The following is a 17,450-nucleotide window of genomic DNA, read 5'->3' as shown; positions in this document are numbered from 1 at the left end:
ATCCGGCGGCGCGCACGGCCATGACCCGCGAAGTCGACACCGTCTGCCCCTACTGCGGCGTCGGCTGCGGCATGACCCTGCACGTGGAGGGCGAGCGGGTGGTGAAGGTGACGGGCACCAAGGCCCACCCCGCCAACTTCGGCCGGCTGTGCACCAAGGGCAGCACCAGCGCCCAGGCCCTGCGCGACGCCGGGCGCATGGAATCCGCCTTTCTGCGCGCCGATCGCCAGCAGGAGCCGGTGCGCGTCGACATGGATGCGGCCATCACGCAGACCGCCCGGCGCCTGCGCGCCATCCTCGACGCGCACGGCCCGGACGCGATCTCGCTGTACGTCTCCGGGCAGATGTCGCTGGAAGCGCAATACCTCGCCAACAAGCTGGCCAAGGGCTACCTCGGCACCAACCAGATCGAGTCCAACTCGCGCCTGTGCATGGCCAGCGCGGGCAGCGGCTACAAGCTCTCGCTGGGCTCGGACGGACCGCCCGGCTCGTACCAGGACTTCGACCGCGCCGAGGTGTTCTTCGTCATCGGCGCCAACATGGCGGACTGCCACCCCATCCTGTTCCTGCGCATGATGGACCGGGTCAAGGCCGGCGCCCGGCTGATCGTGGTGGACCCGCGCCGCAGCGCCACCGCCGACAAGGCCGACCTGTTCCTGCAGATCAAACCGGGCACCGACCTCGCCCTGCTCAACGGCCTGCTGCACCTGCTGCACGCCAACGGCCACACCGACGCGGATTTCATCGCCCGGTACACCGAAGGCTGGGAAGCCATGCCGGCCTTCCTGGCGGACTACGCACCCGACAGGGTCAGCGCCCTCACCGGCCTCCCGGAAGGACAGATCCGCCAGGCCGCGCAGTGGATCGGCGAGGCCGGCGCATGGATGAGCTGCTGGACCATGGGCCTCAACCAGAGCACCCACGGCACCTGGCACACCAACGCCCTGTGCAACCTGCACCTGGCCACCGGGGCGATCTGCCAGCCGGGCAGCGGGCCGTTCTCCCTCACCGGCCAGCCCAACGCCATGGGCGGGCGCGAGATGGGCTACATGGGCCCCGGCCTGCCCGGCCAGCGCAGCGTGCTGGTGGAGGAAGACCGCCACTTCGTCGAGGACGCTTGGGGCGTGCCGCGCGGCACCCTGCACACCCGCCAGCTTGGCGGCACGGTGGCGATGTTCGAGCGCATGGCGGCCGGCGACATCAAGGCCTGCTGGATCATCTGCACCAACCCGGTGGCCTCGGTCGCCAACCGCCGGAACGTCATCGCCGGCCTGCAACGCGCCGAACTGGTCATCACCCAGGATGCCTTCCTGGATACCGAGACCAACCGCTACGCCGACATCCTGCTGCCCGGCGCGCTGTGGGCCGAGGCCGAAGGCGTGATGATCAACTCCGAGCGCAATCTGATGCTGATGCAGCAGGCCGTCGACCCGCCCGGCCAGGCCCTGCCGGACTGGCAGATCATCGCCCGCGTGGCCTGCGAGATGGGCTATGCGGAAGGCTTCGACTACGCCAGCGCGGCGGAGGTCTTCGAAGAGATCAAGCGTTTCTGGAACCCCAAGACCGGCTACGACCTGCGCGGCGCCAGCCATGCGCGCCTGCGCGAAACCCCGCTGCAATGGCCCTGTGCGCCGGATGACGGAGCAGACCGCCACCCGATCCGCTACCTCAACGACGGCGCACGCCAGCCGTTCGGACCGGCGGACGACGGCAGCCCCCCGCGCATCGTCTTCGCCACGCCCAGCGGCCGGGGTGTGTTCTTCGCCCGCCCGCATGCCGAGCCGGCCGAACTGCCCGATGCCGATTTCCCCTTCGTGCTCAACACCGGCCGGGTACAGCACCAGTGGCACACGCTCACCAAGACCGGCAAGATTCCCACGCTGAACAAGCTCAACCCCGGCCCCTTCGTCGACATCCATCCCGAGGACGCCGCGGCGCTGGGCATCCGCGAGCGGGACCGCGTCGAGGTGCGCTCGCGCCGCGGCCGCGCCGTGCTGCCGGCGCGGCTCAGCGAGCGCGTGCGCGCGGGCAACTGCTTCGCGCCCTTCCACTGGAACGACGTGCATGGCGACGATCTGGCGATCAACGCGGTGACCAGCGACGCCGTCGATGCACTCTCGCAACAACCCGAACTGAAATTCTGCGCCGTGGCCCTGTGCCGGGTCGGCCCGCCCGAATCCGCCGCGCAGGAAATCAAGGAACCCGAGGCACCCGCGGTCACCTCGGCCGCCGCACCGGCGGCCCGCCACGCAAGGGAGCAGCACATCATGCAGATCGACGCACTGGCCCGCCTGCTCGGCCTGGACCCCGTCGAAGCGCCCGCATTGGACGAGCACGAACGGCTCTACCTGCGCGGCTTCCTGACCGGCCTGCGCAGCGAGGAAGCGCGCAAGGCGGACGGCGTGCCCGTCCTGCCGGTCCAGGCGCCCTTGGCACCGGCCAAGCGGATGCTGGTCGACGGCATGCTGGCCGGGCTGTTCTCGCGTACTGCTGGGCCGGTGGAGGCAGCCGCGCCGGCCATCATGCAGGTCACTGCGCAGGCCACCAACGCGCGCGCGCTCACGCTGCTGTGGGCCTCGCAGACCGGCAATGCCGAAGGCTTCGCTGGCGAATGCGCGCAGCAGTTGCGCGCGCAGGGCTGGACGGTGAACCTGCAAGGCATGGATGCCTGCAAGCTGGAGGACCTCCCCGCCGCAGCGCCCCTGCTGCTGATCGCCAGCACCTTCGGCGACGGTGACCCGCCGGACAACGGCGCGGCCTTCTGGCAGGCCCTGCAAGGCGAAGCCGCCGCCCGGCTGGTGGCCTGCCCGTATGCCGTGCTTGCCTTCGGTGACACCAGCTACGACCAGTTCTGCGGCTTCGGCCGCCGGCTCGACGCCCGGCTGGCAGCCTTGGGCGCGCAACGCCTGCTGCCCCGCGTCGATTGCGAGCCCGACTACCGCCAGGCCGCCTCGGCGTGGCTGGCGGCGCTCGTCTCAGCCCTGGCGGCGCACGGCGTGGCCCGCTCCGCCGTGGCGCGACCCGAACTCATCGGTGTGGCGGCGGGCGAGGGCGGCCCGGCCTACATCGGACAGGACGCGGCGCCGGCCCCGCATTTATCCCACTCACGGCAGCGCCCGCTGCGCACCCGTCTGCTGGCCAACCGGCTGCTCAACGGCGAGGGCGCCGGCAAGGAAACCCGCCAGTTCGTCTTCGACCTGAAGGACACCGGCCTGCGCTACGAAGCCGGCGACGCCCTGGGCGTATGGCCGGCCAATTGCCCGCAAGGGGTGGCCGAAATGCTGGATGCCCTGAAACTGCCGCCGTCCGCCCCGGTCACGCTCGACGGCCTGGGGGAGATGGCGATCTCCGAGGCCCTGCTGCGCCATCAGGACATCACCCGCATCACCCCCGAACTGCTCGCCTTCGTCCACGCGCGTTGCGGTGCCGAATCCCTGGCCGGACTGCTCGCCCCCGACCGCGCCCAGGAACTCAAGGCCTGGCTGTGGGGCCGCCAGATCGCCGACCTGCTGCACGAATTCCCCCTCCGCGTCGGCGCGCAGGAATGGGTCGGCGCGCTCAAGCGCCTGCAACCCCGGCTGTACTCGATCTCGTCCAGCCCCAGGGCGCAGCCCGACGAAGTGCACCTGACCGTCTCGGTGCTGCGCTACGCGCATCAGGGGCGCCGCCGGGGCGGGGTGTGCTCGACCTTCCTGGCTGACCGCGCCGACGGCATCGACGTGCCCATCTTCGTGCAACGCTCCGCCCATTTCCGCCCGCCGCAGGGCGCGGACACGCCGATGATCATGGTCGGCCCCGGCACCGGCGTGGCGCCGTTCCGCGCCTTCCTGCACGAGCGCCGGGCGCGCGGCGACCGCGGGCGCAACTGGCTGTTCTTCGGCGAGCAGCACGCCGCCACCGATTTCTACTACCGCGACGAACTGCAAGGCATGCACCAGGACGGCCTGCTCACCGAACTCAGCTTGGCCTTCTCGCGCGACCAGGCGGAAAAGCTCTACGTGCAGGACCGCATGCGCGAACACGGCGCCCGGCTGTGGGCCTGGCTGCAGGACGGCGCCCACTTCTACGTCTGCGGCGACGCCGGTCGCATGGCCAAGGACGTGGATGCGGCCCTGCGCGAGGTGGCGCAGGCGCACGGCGGCCTGAACGCCGAGGCCGCCGCCGACTATGTGGCGCAACTGGGCCGCGACAAACGCTATGTACGCGACGTGTATTGAACCTGGAGCCGGGTGAAGTACCCTTGCGCCTTCCACTTTCCCGCCCAGGTGGCCGCCCGTGAATCCCGATAAGGTCTTCCACATCGCCGTTGCCGTGATTACCCGTTCCGATGGCCAGGCCCTGCTGGTCAGGAAGCGCGGAACGCGGGCCTTCATGCAGCCGGGCGGCAAGCTGGAGGCCGGCGAGCAGGCCGCCGATGCGCTGTGCCGGGAACTGGCGGAGGAACTCGGCCTGGCCGTCGAGCCCGCCGAGCTGGCGTATCTGGGCCGCTACGTGGAGGCCGCCGCCAACGAACCGGGGTATTCGGTGGTCGCCGAAACCTTCCGTCTGGTGACGGATGCGCCGGTGGCGGCGGACGCGGAAATCGAGGAGGTCCGCTGGGTCGATCCGCGCGCGGCCGACCATCTGGTGCTGGCCCCGCTGACTCGCAACCATTTCCTGGCCCTGTGCCGCTGAGCGTGTCCGCGGCATCGACGCAGGCCGGGCCGTTTTACACAAAGTAACCCGCGCTGCGTCGAAGTGCCGAAAGGGGCGCGGGCGGCGCCGATAGAATGGATGCCTTCACCAGCGCGGAGGCATGCCATGAGTTTCGGAAACCTGATCGGACAAATCCTGCAGCAAGGCATGGCCGGCCAGAGCCGCGAGCGTCTGCAGCACAGCATGGGTGCGCAGGGACTGGGGGCGATGCCGGGGCTGGCCGACGTGCTCGGCGCCGTGCTGCAGGGCCAGGGCGGCGGACGCGCCGGCGGCGGTCTGGGGGATGTGCTCGGCGGCATGCTCGGCAAGCCGTCCGCCGCCAGGGCCGGGGGCGGATTGGGCGATCTGCTCGGGAGTGTGCTCGGTGGCGCGGCGGGGCAGGGCGCGGCCAAAGGCGGCCTCGGCGATCTGCTCGGCGGCATGCTGGGCGGCGGCCAGAATGCGCAGCGCGGCGGCGGGAATGCGCTGGGCGGCGCGGGCATGGCCATCCTGGCCTCGCTCGCCATGGCGGCGCTGAAGAACTGGAACGGCCAGCGCGCCCCGGCAGCCGGGCTGGTCGGCGGCGCGGCGGCGCCCACGCAGGCCGAGTTGGCGGCGCTCACCGCGCCGGAGACCGAGCGCCTGGTGCTGCGCGCCATGCTGTCCGCCGCGAAGGCCGACGGCACGGTGGATGAAGCGGAAATCCAGCGCATCGTCGGCAAGATCGACGACGACGGGGTGAGCGCGGAGGAAAAGCAGTTCCTGCTCACGGAACTGCGCAAACCGCTGGATCTGCAGGGGCTGATCCGCGACGTGCCGGGCGTGGAAGTGGCCGCGCAGGTGTATGGCGCCTCCCTGCTGGCGATCGACGTCGATACCCCGGCGGAAGTCGACTACCTGCGCCGGCTGGCGGCAGGGTTGGGGCTGGATGCGGCCACCGTCGCGCGCCTGCACCAGCTGACCGGCGCGCCGACAATCTGAGCGCCGCGTTTGCCGGGCCGGGGTGCCGGGTTGCACATCCTGTGCTGCTGCAGCCCGGTCTACCGGCACAAGGACGCCGAACTGCTGGAAGAGGACGCGGCCACGGGCCGCCCCTGACGGCTGGTGCTCAGCGAGCCGGCGAGCGCGGCGCCTGCACGATTTCGCGCAGACGTCCGTGGCGGCGGTCTTCGAGGGTGGCCTTGACGCTCTTCAGGTGGTATTGCATCAACATCTCCCGGGTGTCCTCGGGCACGCTCGGGTCGTTGTAGACGGCATGGAAGAGCTGGGTCTGGATGAAGATCATCTGACGCTTGAGCACTTCGCAATCCTGGTGCCGTACACCACGATTGAGCATGCCCATGGTCAGCAGCACATCCTTCTTGAACTGATAGAGCGTGGAGCCATCCAGCGCGGCCGGTTTGCGGCGGCGGCGCGGGGTGGCGCCGAGCAGCGTCGATTCGCTCGCCTTGCGGCGGGGCGGCTGGCCGAGGCGACGGAAGTAATCGATCAGGGTCATCGATGCGGTCCTGGAACGAGGCATGGCGGCGGACGGTCCGCCGGACATCGAAGGTGGGATGTCATGCGGATGATACGTCGAATGACCAAGGCCTGCGAGCCGCCGTGCGTGGCCGGTGTGGCGCATGCCCGTGCGGGCGGGCCTGTTCAGGCGCCGTCGAAGCCGAGCAGGCGGCGCTCGACGATCAGCCGGGCGACTTCGTCCGGCACCTCGCGCTCCCATCCGCCGCGGCCGCGGCGCAGTTCGGCCAGCACGTGGTTGGCGTCGATGTGCAGATGCGCCTCGTCCAGCGGGTCGATGGACACCAGCTTGTCGTTGTCTACAAGGTGGGCGAGCAGGTGGCGCAGGTGCGCGGGCACCTGCACGTTGTCCAGGGTGACTAGCGGCGCGCCGGTGGCCGGGCGCGACGGGTAGACATAGACGTGGGTGTTGTCCGGGAACAGCTTGCCGAAGGCTTCCAGGATGCCGCCCTCCAGCCCCTCGTAATACTTCTCGTCGAACAGGAAGTCGAAATCGCGCACCGACAGCACGATGCCGATGGGTTGCTGGGTGTAGCGCCGCAGGTAGGCGCGCAGGCGGAAGAAGCGCACGTAGTCGGAAATCATCACCGTACAGCCCTGCGAGGCGAGCAGGTCGATGCGCGCGAGCACGTCGGCGTCGTTCGGCTCGCCGCCGCTCGACAGGGTGTTCATGGTGATCTCGGCCAGCGAGACCAGCCGGTCTTCCTCGACGCCCTGCAGGCTGGCGAAGCGTTGCTGGCCGGCCTGCAGCATGTCCAGGGTGACGCGGGTGAGCGGGTTGAAACTGCCGCGCATGACCAGCACCGGCTTGCGGTAGAACAGCTCGCCGGGCACCACCACCTGGCCGTTGGGGTCGAACACCACCGCGCGGGTCAGCCAGCTGCGGATCAGGTGCAGGTTCATCAGGCGGTTTTCCACGTCCTCGAAATAAGGGCCGGCGAAGTGGATCAGGTCCACCTCGATGCGGTCCGAGCCGAGGCCGTCGGCCAGGCCCTCGACGATCCATTCCGGCCGGCCGTGCTGGAAGAACGCGCCGTGGATCAGGTTCACGCCGAGAATGCCGAGGGCTTCCGACTGCTGCGCGTTGGTGGCATCGAGCATGCGCACGTGCAGAATCACGTCGCTGGGCGCAGCGCCGGGGTGCAGTTGCAGGCGGATGCCGATCCAGCCGTGGCATTCGTTCTGCTGCTTGTAGCTGCGCGCGGTCACCGTGGCGGCATAGGCGAAGAAGGTGGTGTTCCTGGGGCGCAGATCGGTGAGGCGTTCGACCACCTGGGCGAATTCCTTGTCGAGCATCTGCATCAGCCGCGTGCGCCCCACGTAGCGGTCGGCGTGGCCGTAGATGGCGTCGCTGACCGCCATGTCGTAGGCCGACATGGTCTTGGCGACGGTGCCGGCGGCCGCGCCCACCTGGAAGAAGCGGCGCGCCACCTCCTGGCCGGCGCCGATCTCCACGATGGAGCCGTACTTGAACTTGTCCAGATTGATCTGCAGGGCTTTCTGGTCGGTGGTCAGCGAGTTGTCGCGGGTGCGCATCGTCTTCGGTTCCATGGGCGTGAACGTGGGGAGGCTTACCTGAGGCCGAAGCCCAGCGCGTGCAGCGCCTCGGCGAGCCGGTCGCGGCCGGTGAGCGCCTGGCCGTCGGCGACGCGCTTGACCGAATGCACGCCCCAGGTGCCGTGCACGTTCATGCCCTGCGCGGCGTAGAAGGCCGCCATGGCTGCGTCGTAGGCGTCGATGCCGGGCTGCTGTTCGGCCACCGGGCGGTAGCGCTCCTGATGCAGCACCACCTCCTGCGGAAGGCGCGGCTTCACCGCCGCCGGCCTGGCCGGATCTTCGCTGCCCAGCGTCATGCCGAACACGGCGAACACGCGCGGCGGCAGGCCAAGCAGTTCGGCCACGCGTTCGGGCTGGTTGCGCAGGCCGCCGATGTAGCAGCCGGCCAGCCCCAGGGATTCGGCCGCGGCCAGCGCGTTCTGCGCGGCCAGCGCGGCATCGATGGCGGCCAGCACGAACATCTCCAGATATTCCAGCCCTTCGCGCGGCCGGCCGGCGCGGTCGGCGATGTGGGCCAGGCGCGCCAGGTCGGCCAGCCACACCAGTTGCAGCGGGGCCTCGCGCACGTGCGCCTGGCCGCCGGCGCATTCGGCGAGCGCCGCGCGGGTGCCGGCGTCGCGCACGGCGATCACGCTCCAGGTCTGCAGGTTGGACGAGGTGGCCGCCGACTGCGCGGCGGCGACGATGGCAGCGAGTTGTTCGTTGGAGACCGCGTCGGGCAGGTAGTGGCGTACCGAACGGTGGCCGAGCAGGTGGTCGATCACCGGCGTCCAGGCGGCCGGGGCGGGCAGGGTGTCGTTGCCGTAGCGGGCGTTCAGGCGGGCTTGCGCGTTCATCCGGGCTCCGTGCAGGAAAACGGGAAAAGGCCAAGTATAGGCCGCGACGCCCGTCGATGCGCCGCCGGGCTGGTACTGCTACAATGCCGGCCGTGGCGGGTCTCCCCGCATTGCAGCGCGGTGAACCTGGTCAGGGCCGGAAGGCAGCAGCCACAGCCGTTCCCTGCAAGTGCCGGGGGTCAGGCTCGCCACCCCGGATGCGCAAACGCCGGATGCCCTGTATGAGCATCCGGCGTTTCCATTTTCTGCGGACCGCTTCCGGTGCGCGGCGCGGCGTTCAGTACCGCCAGGAAAGCGCGATGCGGAAACTGCGGCCGGGTTCGCTGTAGTAGTCGTCGGGCTGGGGTGTGCCGACCGTGCTGCCATCGGGCACGTTCAGCGCATTCCAGTATTTCTTGTCGAACAGATTGAACAGACCGGCCTGCAGGCGGACGCCTTTCAGTGCCGGAGGCTGCCAGTAGCCGGTCAGGTCGACCACGCCGTAGCCGGGCGTCTTGAAGTCCACGGCATCGTCTTCCACCTTGTTGCGTGCCCTGGCGGCGGTCAGCAGCAGATCGGCGCCGTAATGGTCGCGCGCATAGCCGAGGCCGACGATGCCGGTGAGCGGGGCGATGGAATTGAGGTGCTGCTTCGTGCCACGATCCTTGCCGACGGCCCACGCGAGCGACCCCCAGAGCCGCCAGTGCGGCATGAATGCCCAGTGCGCCGCGGCCTCTGCGCCGTAGATGCGTACCTTGTCGCGGTTGCCCAGCGCGCCTACGCCGTAGGCGAAATCGCCCGGCGAGAGCCCGTAGTCCTCCGGGTTCGCGGCGATGGTGTCGATGAAGTGCCTGTAGCGGTTGTCGAACAGGCTCAGCGAGCCGCCGAGCTTTTCGTCGCCCAGGCGCGCGCCGATTTCATAGCCGGTGCTTTCCTCCGGCTTCAGGTTGGGATTGCCCATCTGGGCGTAGCCCACCCCGGTGTTGATGAAGGTGGTGTACAACTCGTTGGCGTCCGGCGCCTTGAAGCCTTGTGCCCATTGGGCGTACAGGGTTGCCCGCGGATTGACCCGCCAGGTGAGCAGCAGGCTGCCCGACAGCTTGGAATCCTCGTTGTCCTTGAGGATGCTGGGATTGTCGTTCTGCCCGTAGTCGCTGGTGCGCCGGGGGTCGAAGCGGTAGCTGTCGTAGCGCAGTCCGGGGGTCAGGGACAGGGCGTCGTTCAGCGCGATCTCGTCCTTCAGGAAGAGCGCCCACGAGGTGCCCGGCGTCTTCGGCATCTCGGCCTGGTTGGTGTGCAGGTTCAGGCAGGAGTAGTACAGGCCGAACGGGGTGGCGGGGGGCGGCAGCAGCGGTTTCGGGCAACTGTCGTAGCCGGCGCTGTATTGCTCGGTGGTGCTGCGGCTCCATTCGATGCCAGCGGACAGACCGTGGTTGGCGCGTTTCTTCGATAGCGTGGAGGTGATCCCGTACTGGGTCTTCTCGATTTCGTTGGTCCGTCCGAATGGACCGGCCACGGTACCCAGGCGGTAGGCGCGCTGGCGGTCCTCGCGGCGAACCTTCTGCCAATAGAGGATCGTTTCGGCGCTGTCCACCAACGCGTCGCCGTCCGGAGCCTGGTAGAGGTGATCGATGGACACGCGCTTGCGCTCGTTGCTTTCCCTCGAGGTGTTCTGGCCCAGGGCGTATTGGGGCGAAGTCGTATTCACCGTGCCTTGGTTGATGCGGTTGTCGATGTCCTGCTCGCGCTCGAACAGTTCGGCGGTCAGTCCCAGGCGGTGCCCGCCCGCCAGCCGCTGGCGGAGCTTGAACAGCGCGCTGCGCTGGTCCAGGTCGGCGGGCAGCGCCTCGGTGCGCAGGTTGCCATAGCCGCCCACGCTGCCGCGGGTTTCCAGTTCGTGGCCGGTGCGCAGGCCGAGCTGGAACAGCCACGTGGTGTCATTGAAACGCCCGGCGAGCGCCGCATTCAGTCCCCGGCTCTTGTCGGCGCTGTCGTAGTCGCCCTTGATCAGGCTGCCGAATTTCCTGTCGCCGCTCAGCAGATCCTCGGGGTCGAGGGTGTACAGGCGGACGCTTCCGCCGAGCGCGCCCGAGCCGGCCTGGCTGGAATTGGCGCCGCGAACGATGTCGACCGCCGACAAGCTGTGGAAATCGACGGCGTCGAGCCCGCCCGACACGCCGCGGATGGAGTCGTTCAGCCAGGGCACGCGGATGCCGTCGATGGTGGTGTGCACGCGATCGCGGTCGAGACCGCGGATATTGATGCTCTGGCTGTCGCGGTCGAAGTTCACGCCGGGCTCGGCGCGGCGGCCCAGGTCCTCGAAGCTGCGGATGAAGCGCTTCTCCAGCGTCTCCGCATCGGTGCTGGTGGTGGTGGTGGGCGGGCCGGCCGCGTCCACGGTGGCGGTGACTTCGATGTCTTGCAGTGTGACCGGGGCGGCTTCGGCCAGCGCCAGGGAGGGGCCGAGCAGCAGGAAGCCGAGCCAGGGGGCCTTGGAAAGCTGGGGCATATGGGTTGCTCCTGAGGAAGATGTCGAGGTCGGAGGACCTGCCTCAAGAGCAAAATCTTATATTGTTGAGAATGATAATCAGATTAATTTGTCTTAATGTTCATTCCCATGTGGGGGCTATGCGTCCGGGCGGGCAGCGTATCCGGCAAGTCACGCGCGGCCCGGGTGGACGCCTGTCCGAGATTGCCGGACGGCTGCGGGGCTGCATGGGGACGGGAGGGGCGGGGCGGCCATCCGTCCGGCGGCGGAATGCGCGGACACGGCGGCCGCCACCCCGATGAGGGCGCCGGCGTCAGCCGGGTTTCGGCTGGGGCTCTCCGGACTTGGGGAAAGCGGTTCAGGCCAGCAGGCTGTCCATCAGCATCATGCCCACGAAGCCGGCGACCAGTCCGCCGGTGGCCAGCGTCTCATGCCCGCGCCGGTGCGACTCGGGAATGATCTCGTGGCTGACCACGAAGAGCATCGCGCCGGCCGCCGCGCCCAGGCCCCAGGGCAGCAGTGCGGCCGACTGGGTGACCGCCGCCGAGCCAACCAGCGCGGCCGCCGGTTCCACCAGACCGGAGAGCGCGGCCACCGCGAAGGCGAACAGGCGGCGGTAGCCGGCGGCGACCAGGGCGATGGCGACGATCAGCCCTTCCGGCACGTTCTGCAGCGAGATGCCGGTGGCCACCGCGTTGCCGCTCGTTTCGCCGGCGGACACGCCGATGGCGAGGCCTTCCGGGATGTTGTGCACGGCGATGGCGAACACGAACAGCCACACTGCCTTGGCCGAGCGCTGGCCGTCCGGCGCATGGCTGTGCGGCAGCGTGCGGTCGAGCGCGAGCAGGGCGAGCGCGCCGGCGAGCAGGGCGGCGGCCACGGTGAACACGGCGGCGTTGCGGGTGGCGCCGAGCGCCTGGGCCGCGTCGAAGCCGGGCAGCAGCAGCGAGAACACGCTGGCGGCGAGCATTACCCCGGCGCCGAAGCCGAGCAGCATGCCTTGCACGCCCGCGCCGATGCGCCGGGTGACCAGCACCGGCAGGGCGCCCAGCGCGGTGGCCAGGGCAGCCATGGCGCCGCCGCTGGCTGCGTCGCGCAGCGGGCCTTCGAAGGCGGGGAGGGCATCGGCGGCACGCAGGGCCAGCAGGACCAGGCCGAGCACGGCGATGCCCCAGCCGGCCACGGCGCGGGCGAGGCCGGCCGGGCTGGCGGGCTGGAGGTGCAGGCGGGCGATGCGTGTGACCATGGTCGATCTCCGGTTGAACAGACACGGGCAGGCGAGCGGCCCCGATGTGTTCATGATGGTGCCGGATTTATGATAGTTCAAATTGAATGATTCAAATGTTTCGATAGTCAAAAACAAAATTGATCATTCGGGCCGCCGGTAGCCGCCCCGGGCGCCGTACGGCGAGAGCATCACTTGCCAGAGCTGGTTGCTGCGCGCGCGGAAGGTGCCGGCGCAGGCCAGCAGGTAGTAGCGCCACATGCGCCGGAAGCGTTCGCCGTAGATGGCGGCGAAGCGCGGCCAGGCGGCCTCGAAGTTGGCGTGCCAGGCCATCAGCGTGTGGTCGTAGTCGGCACCGAAGTTGTGCACGTCCTCGACGACGAAGGTGGATTCGCTGGCGTCGGCGATCTGGCCGAGCGCGGGCAGGTCGCCATTGGGGAAGATGTAGCGGTCGATCCACGGGTCGGTGGGCGTGCCGCGCCGGTTCTTGCCGATGGTGTGCAGCAGGAACAGGCCGTCGTCCGCCAGGCAGCGGCGGGCGACCTGGAAGAACTGGCGGTGGTTCTTGTGGCCGACGTGCTCGAACATGCCGATGGAGGCCACACGGTCGAAGCGTTCTTCGCCTCCGGCGCCGAACTGGCGGTAATCCTCCAGGCGGAACTCCACCGGCAGGCCGGCGCAGCGCGCGCGGCCCAGTTCGGCCTGCTCGCGCGAGATGGTCAGGCCGACGCAGGACACGCCGTGGTGCTCGGCGGCGTGCTTCATCAGGCTGCCCCAGCCGCAGCCGATGTCGAGCAGGCGCATGCCGGGGCGCAGACCGAGCTTGCGGCAGATCAGTTCGAGCTTGGCGGTCTGCGCCTCGGCCAGCGTGCCGGCGTCCTTCCAGTAGCCGCAGGTGTAGGCCATGGAAGGGTCGAGCATGGCCTCGAAGAAATCGTTGCCGGTGTCGTAATGCACCTCGCCGACGCGCCAGGCGCGCTTGCGGTTCTGCAGATTGAGCAGGCGGGCGCGCAGGCCCTGGACCAGCAGGGCGGTGTTGCCGACGCGTTCATCCAGGCGGGCGCGCAGCACGCGGGCGATGAATTCGTCCAGCTGCTCGCAGTCCCACCAGCCGTCCATGTAGCTCTCGCCCAGGCCGAGGCTGCCGGCGCCGAGGATGCGCTCGGCGGTCTGCGGGTGGTGGATGGTGAGATCCCACGGGCGCTCGCCGTTGACCTCGACGTCGGCCTCGGCGAGCAGGTCGGCCATTGCCTTGAGCGCGTTGTGGCTGCCGCGGCGCGGCTTGCCGGGACCGGGCCGTTGGGCGGGGGCCGCCCGGGCTGCGCGGCGTTGCGGGGTGTGGTTTGCGGAGCTTGCCTGTTCCATCGCTTTCCTCTTTCCTGCTGCAGGTGAGAGGCCACGGCGGGCCGGAGCTTGCAAGCCGCTGGGGGGCGATGCGCCCCGCCAGCGGCTGCGACAAACGACAACCAGTTCGGTCGGAGGGCACGCCCCGTGGCCGCCGGCCACGGGGCGTGCCTCCGGGGTCATGCGAGATCGAAGCGGTCCAGGTTCATCACCTTGGTCCAGGCCGCGACGAAGTCCTGCACGAGCTTCTGCTTGGCGTCGGCACTGGCGTAGACCTCGGCCAGCGCGCGCAGCACCGAGTTGGAGCCGAACACCAGATCGACGCGGGTGCCGGTCCATTTGACCTCGCCGGTCTTGCGGTCGCGCCCTTCGAACACGTCCTGGGCGTCCGAGACCGCCTTCCACTCCGTGCCCATGTCGAGCAGATGGACGAAGAAGTCGTTGGTCAGCGCGCCCGGCCGGTCGGTGAACACGCCGTGCGTGCTGCCGCCGGTGTTGATGTTGATCGCGCGCAGGCCGCCGATCAACGCCGTCATCTCCGGCGCGGTGAGCGTGAGCAGTTGCGCCTTGTCGATCAGCAGGGCTTCGGCGGGCACCGTGTAGCGGCCCTTCTGGTAGTTACGGAAGCCGTCGGCGATCGGTTCGAGCACGGCGAAGGACTCCAGGTCGGTCTGCGCCTGCGAGGCATCGGTGCGCCCCGGGGCGAACGGCACCGCGACGTCGAAGCCGGCGGCCTTGGCAGCCTGCTCCACACCGGCGTTGCCGGCCAGCACGATCAGATCGGCCAGCGAGACCTTCTTGCCGCCGTCCGCGTCCAGGTTGAACTCGAGCTGGATGCGTCCGAGCGCCTTCAGCACCTTGGCCAGTTGCTCGGGCTGGTTGGCCTCCCAGTCCTTCTGCGGGGCGAGGCGGATGCGCGCGCCGTTTGCGCCGCCGCGCTTGTCGCCGCCGCGGAAGGTGGAGGCCGAGGCCCAGGCGGTGCCGACCAGTTCGGCCACGCTCAGCCCGCTGGCGAGGATCTTCGCCTTGAGCTCGGCGGCGTCCTGGGCATCGATCAGCGGGTGATCGACGGCGGGCAGCGGGTCCTGCCAGATCAGGTCTTCACGCGGCACTTCCGGGCCGAGGTAGCGCGACTTCGGCCCCAGGTCGCGGTGGGTGAGCTTGAACCAGGCGCGCGCGAAGGCTTCGGCGAAGGCCTGCGGGTTGTCCAGGAAGCGGCGCGAGATCTTCTCGTAGACCGGATCGAAGCGCAGCGACAGGTCGGTGGTGAGCATGGTCGGCAGGCGCTTCTTGGACGGATCGTGCGCGTCCGGGATGATCTCGCCGGCATCCTTGGCGACCCACTGGTGCGCGCCGGCCGGCGACTTGGTGAGTTCCCAGTCGTACTTGAAGAGGATCTCGAAGAAGTCGTTGCTCCATTGCGCCGGGGTGCGCGTCCAGGTCACTTCCAGGCCGGAGGTGATCGCGTCGCCCGCCTTGCCGCTGCCGTAGCTGCTGAACCAGCCCAGGCCCTGCGCTTCCAGCGGCGCGCTCTCGGGGTCCGCGCCGACGTGGTCGGCCGGGCCGGCGCCGTGGGTCTTGCCGAAGGTGTGGCCGCCGGCGATCAGCGCCACGGTTTCCTCGTCGTCCATCGCCATGCGGGCGAAGGTCTCGCGGATGTCCTTGGCAGCGGCCAGCGGGTCGGGGTTGCCGTCCGGGCCTTCCGGGTTCACGTAGATCAGGCCCATCTGCACGGCGGCCAGCGGGTTTTCCAGGTCGCGCTCGCCGGAGTAGCGGCTGTCGGGGTTGTTGCTGGGCGCCAGCCAGGCCTTCTCGTTGCCCCAGTACACGTCCTCGTCCGGTTCCCAGACGTCCTCGCGGCCGGCGGCGAAGCCGAAGGTGCGGAAGCCCATGGTCTCCAGCGCGACGTTGCCGGTGAGGATCAGCAGGTCGGCCCAGGAGATCTTCTGGCCGTACTTCTGCTTGATCGGCCACAACAGGCGGCGCGATTTGTCGATGTTGACGTTGTCCGGCCAACTGTTGAGCGGGGCGAAGCGCTGCTGCCCGCGCCCGGCGCCGCCGCGCCCGTCGCCGGTGCGGTAGGTGCCGGCGGCGTGCCAGGCCATGCGGATGAACTGCGGGCCGTAGTGGCCGAAGTCGGCCGGCCACCAGTCCTGCGAGTCGGTCATCAGCGCGCGCAGGTCCTTCTTCAGCGCCTCGTAGTCGAGCTTGCCGAATTCCTTGCGGTAGTCGAACTTCTCACCCAGCGGATCGGACTTGGACGAATGCTGGCTGAGCAGGTCGACGCGCAGCTGGTTCGGCCACCAGTCCTTGTTGGTCGTGCCGCCGCCGGCGGTGGTGTTGTGGAAGGGGCACTTGGCTTCGGTGGTCATGGGTTTCCTCCTTGGTGGTGTTCCTGCCTTCAGAACCTGGACCACTCAGACCGTCTGGGCGAAGTCGGCACAGACGGTACAGAGCAGCTCGAAAAGCTGGGCATAGACGGATACGGGCTCGTTCATCCTCTGCTCCCTGTATGCGGACCGGATCAAATCTGGCCGGTGAGTGAACAATAGGCAATCCTTTTCGATAGTTCAAATGGATTGATCAAATTTGATAGATTGTTTTTGACTATCGCTTCATTCCGGCCGATCACGCGGGCCGATGCCCCCCTCTGTTAGAATCGCCCACCATGAGCTATCAGGTACTCGCGCGCAAGTGGCGGCCGAAATCCTTCGGCACGCTGGTCGGCCAGGAGCACGTCGTCCGGGCGCTTTCCCACGCGCTGGCCACCGGGCGGCTGCACCACGCCTGGCTGTTCACCGGCACGCGCGGGGTGGGCAAGACTACCATCAGCCGCATCCTTGCCAAGGCGCTCAACTGCGAGACCGGCGTCACCGCCGAACCCTGTGGCGAATGCGCCGCCTGCCGGGCCATCGACGCCGACCGCTTCCCCGACTACGTCGAGATGGACGCCGCCTCCAACCGCGGCGTGGACGACATGGCCGCGCTGCTCGACAAGGCGGTGTATGCGCCCACCCAGGGGCGCTACAAGGTCTACATGATCGACGAAGTGCACATGCTCACCGGGCACGCCTTCAACGCCATGCTGAAGACCCTGGAAGAGCCGCCCGAACACGTCAAGTTCATCCTGGCCACCACCGATCCGCAGAAGATTCCGGTGACCGTGTTGTCGCGCTGCCTGCAGTTCAACCTCAAGCAAATGCCGCCCGGCCACATCGTCGACCACCTCACCCGCATCCTGCAGGCCGAGGCGGTGCCCTTCGAGGCGCCCGCGCTGCGCCATCTGGCCAAGGCCGCCAGCGGTTCGATGCGCGACGCGCTGTCGCTGCTCGACCAGGCCATCGCCCACGGCGCCGGCAAGGTGGAGGAAGAGCAGGTCACCCACATGCTCGGCACGGTGGGCGACGACCACCTCTACGCGGTGTTCGACGCGCTGCACGCCAACGACGTGGAGGCCCTGCTGGCGGTGGCCGACAACATGGCCACGCGCAGCCTGTCCTTCGATGCCGCGCTGCAGGCCCTGTCCGCGCTGCTGCATCGCGTGGCGGTGCTGCAGTTCGCCCCGGGCGCGATCGCCGACGAGGCCGAACGCGCCCGCCTGCAGCCGTACGCCGACGCCTTCGACGCAGAATACCTGCAACTGGCCTATCAGATCGCCATCCACGGGCGCGACGAACTGGCCCTGGCGCCCGACGAGCAGGCCGGCTTCACGATGACCCTGCTGCGCCTGTTCGCCTTCCGCCCGGAAATGCCTGCGCCGCTCGGCGGACCGCTGGGCGGCGGCGGAGGCGGCGCCTCGCGCGCCCGCGCGCTGCCGGCCGGCGAGGCG

Annotated in this window: 11 protein-coding genes and 1 other RNA gene; 5 read left to right on the top strand and 7 right to left on the bottom strand. The window is 69.2% G+C overall.

What is annotated here, in order from left to right; all coding sequences use genetic code 11:
- Positions 1 to 20 precede the first annotated feature (20 nt).
- The 3 genes from E6C76_RS19230 (at position 21) to E6C76_RS19220 (ending at position 5,655) form a co-directional block, all read left to right on the top strand.
- Positions 21 to 4,217 (top strand): bifunctional nitrate reductase/sulfite reductase flavoprotein subunit alpha, encoded by a 4,197-nt coding sequence (locus E6C76_RS19230; protein WP_136349880.1) that lies wholly within the window; start codon positions 21 to 23, stop codon positions 4,215 to 4,217.
- 58 nt (positions 4,218 to 4,275) lie between these two features.
- Positions 4,276 to 4,674: an NUDIX hydrolase gene (locus E6C76_RS19225; protein ID WP_136349879.1), complete on the top strand. Its 399-nt coding sequence runs from the start codon at positions 4,276 to 4,278 to the stop codon at positions 4,672 to 4,674.
- A 126-nt stretch (positions 4,675 to 4,800) separates the two neighbouring features.
- On the top strand, positions 4,801 to 5,655 hold the full coding sequence (locus E6C76_RS19220; RefSeq protein ID WP_136349878.1) for a tellurite resistance TerB family protein: 855 nt from the start codon (positions 4,801 to 4,803) through the stop codon (positions 5,653 to 5,655).
- A 127-nt stretch (positions 5,656 to 5,782) separates the two neighbouring features.
- On the opposite strand, the gene E6C76_RS22510 is transcribed toward E6C76_RS19220, so the two are convergent.
- The 3 genes from E6C76_RS22510 to E6C76_RS19205 all read right to left on the bottom strand — a co-directional run bounded on the left by E6C76_RS22510 (position 5,783) and on the right by E6C76_RS19205 (position 8,585).
- Positions 5,783 to 6,172, bottom strand: a complete 390-nt coding sequence (locus E6C76_RS22510; protein ID WP_230976332.1) for a hypothetical protein — start codon at positions 6,170 to 6,172, stop codon at positions 5,783 to 5,785.
- A 146-nt stretch (positions 6,173 to 6,318) separates the two neighbouring features.
- Complete coding sequence (locus tag E6C76_RS19210) at positions 6,319 to 7,728, bottom strand: TonB-dependent receptor (RefSeq protein WP_136350039.1); 1,410 nt, start codon at positions 7,726 to 7,728, stop codon at positions 6,319 to 6,321.
- Between the two features lie 35 nt (positions 7,729 to 7,763).
- On the bottom strand, positions 7,764 to 8,585 hold the full coding sequence (locus tag E6C76_RS19205) for a nitroreductase family protein (RefSeq protein WP_136349877.1): 822 nt from the start codon (positions 8,583 to 8,585) through the stop codon (positions 7,764 to 7,766).
- Between the two features lie 94 nt (positions 8,586 to 8,679).
- Between E6C76_RS19205 and ffs the strand changes: the two genes are divergently transcribed.
- An RNA gene (ffs, locus tag E6C76_RS19200) (signal recognition particle sRNA small type) lies at positions 8,680 to 8,778 on the top strand.
- A gap of 84 nt (positions 8,779 to 8,862) precedes the next feature.
- On the opposite strand, the gene E6C76_RS19195 is transcribed toward ffs, so the two are convergent.
- The 4 genes from E6C76_RS19195 to katG form a co-directional block, all read right to left on the bottom strand.
- Positions 8,863 to 11,073 carry a TonB-dependent hemoglobin/transferrin/lactoferrin family receptor gene (locus E6C76_RS19195; protein ID WP_136349876.1) on the bottom strand — a complete coding sequence of 737 codons (2,211 nt, stop codon included), beginning with the start codon at positions 11,071 to 11,073 and terminating at the stop codon, positions 8,863 to 8,865.
- A gap of 337 nt (positions 11,074 to 11,410) precedes the next feature.
- A complete protein-coding gene (locus E6C76_RS19190; protein ID WP_136349875.1) occupies positions 11,411 to 12,298 on the bottom strand; it encodes a ZIP family metal transporter in 888 nt (295 codons plus the stop codon).
- 123 nt (positions 12,299 to 12,421) lie between these two features.
- On the bottom strand, positions 12,422 to 13,642 hold the full coding sequence (cfa, locus tag E6C76_RS19185; RefSeq protein WP_136349874.1) for a cyclopropane fatty acyl phospholipid synthase: 1,221 nt from the start codon (positions 13,640 to 13,642) through the stop codon (positions 12,422 to 12,424).
- A 158-nt stretch (positions 13,643 to 13,800) separates the two neighbouring features.
- Positions 13,801 to 15,993: a catalase/peroxidase HPI gene (katG, locus tag E6C76_RS19180; protein WP_136349873.1), complete on the bottom strand. Its 2,193-nt coding sequence runs from the start codon at positions 15,991 to 15,993 to the stop codon at positions 13,801 to 13,803.
- Positions 15,994 to 16,289: 296 nt separating this feature from the next.
- On the opposite strand from katG, the gene dnaX reads away from it, so the two are divergent.
- Positions 16,290 to 17,450: DNA polymerase III subunit gamma/tau (dnaX, locus tag E6C76_RS19175; protein ID WP_136349872.1), on the top strand; the 1,161-nt coding region annotated here is incomplete at its 3' end.

This window comes from Pseudothauera nasutitermitis, from assembly GCF_004801295.1.
Lineage (GTDB): Bacteria > Pseudomonadota > Gammaproteobacteria > Burkholderiales > Rhodocyclaceae > Pseudothauera > Pseudothauera nasutitermitis.
Note: the sequence above shows the minus strand (reverse complement) of the source record. Positions and strands in the feature narration are given on the sequence as shown.

Excerpts from the sequence above, each read along its gene's own strand:
- E6C76_RS19230 (WP_136349880.1), top strand. The coding sequence starts at position 21 with ATGACCCGCGAAGTCGACACCGTCTGCCCCTACTGCGGCGTCGGCTGC.
- E6C76_RS19220 (WP_136349878.1), top strand. The coding sequence starts at position 4,801 with ATGAGTTTCGGAAACCTGATCGGACAAATCCTGCAGCAAGGCATGGCC.
- E6C76_RS22510 (WP_230976332.1), bottom strand. The coding sequence starts at position 6,172 with ATGACCCTGATCGATTACTTCCGTCGCCTCGGCCAGCCGCCCCGCCGC.
- E6C76_RS19210 (WP_136350039.1), bottom strand. The coding sequence starts at position 7,728 with ATGCGCACCCGCGACAACTCGCTGACCACCGACCAGAAAGCCCTGCAG.
- E6C76_RS19205 (WP_136349877.1), bottom strand. The coding sequence starts at position 8,585 with ATGAACGCGCAAGCCCGCCTGAACGCCCGCTACGGCAACGACACCCTG.
- E6C76_RS19195 (WP_136349876.1), bottom strand. The coding sequence starts at position 11,073 with ATGCCCCAGCTTTCCAAGGCCCCCTGGCTCGGCTTCCTGCTGCTCGGC.
- E6C76_RS19190 (WP_136349875.1), bottom strand. The coding sequence starts at position 12,298 with ATGGTCACACGCATCGCCCGCCTGCACCTCCAGCCCGCCAGCCCGGCC.
- cfa (WP_136349874.1), bottom strand. The coding sequence starts at position 13,642 with ATGGAACAGGCAAGCTCCGCAAACCACACCCCGCAACGCCGCGCAGCC.
- katG (WP_136349873.1), bottom strand. The coding sequence starts at position 15,993 with ATGACCACCGAAGCCAAGTGCCCCTTCCACAACACCACCGCCGGCGGC.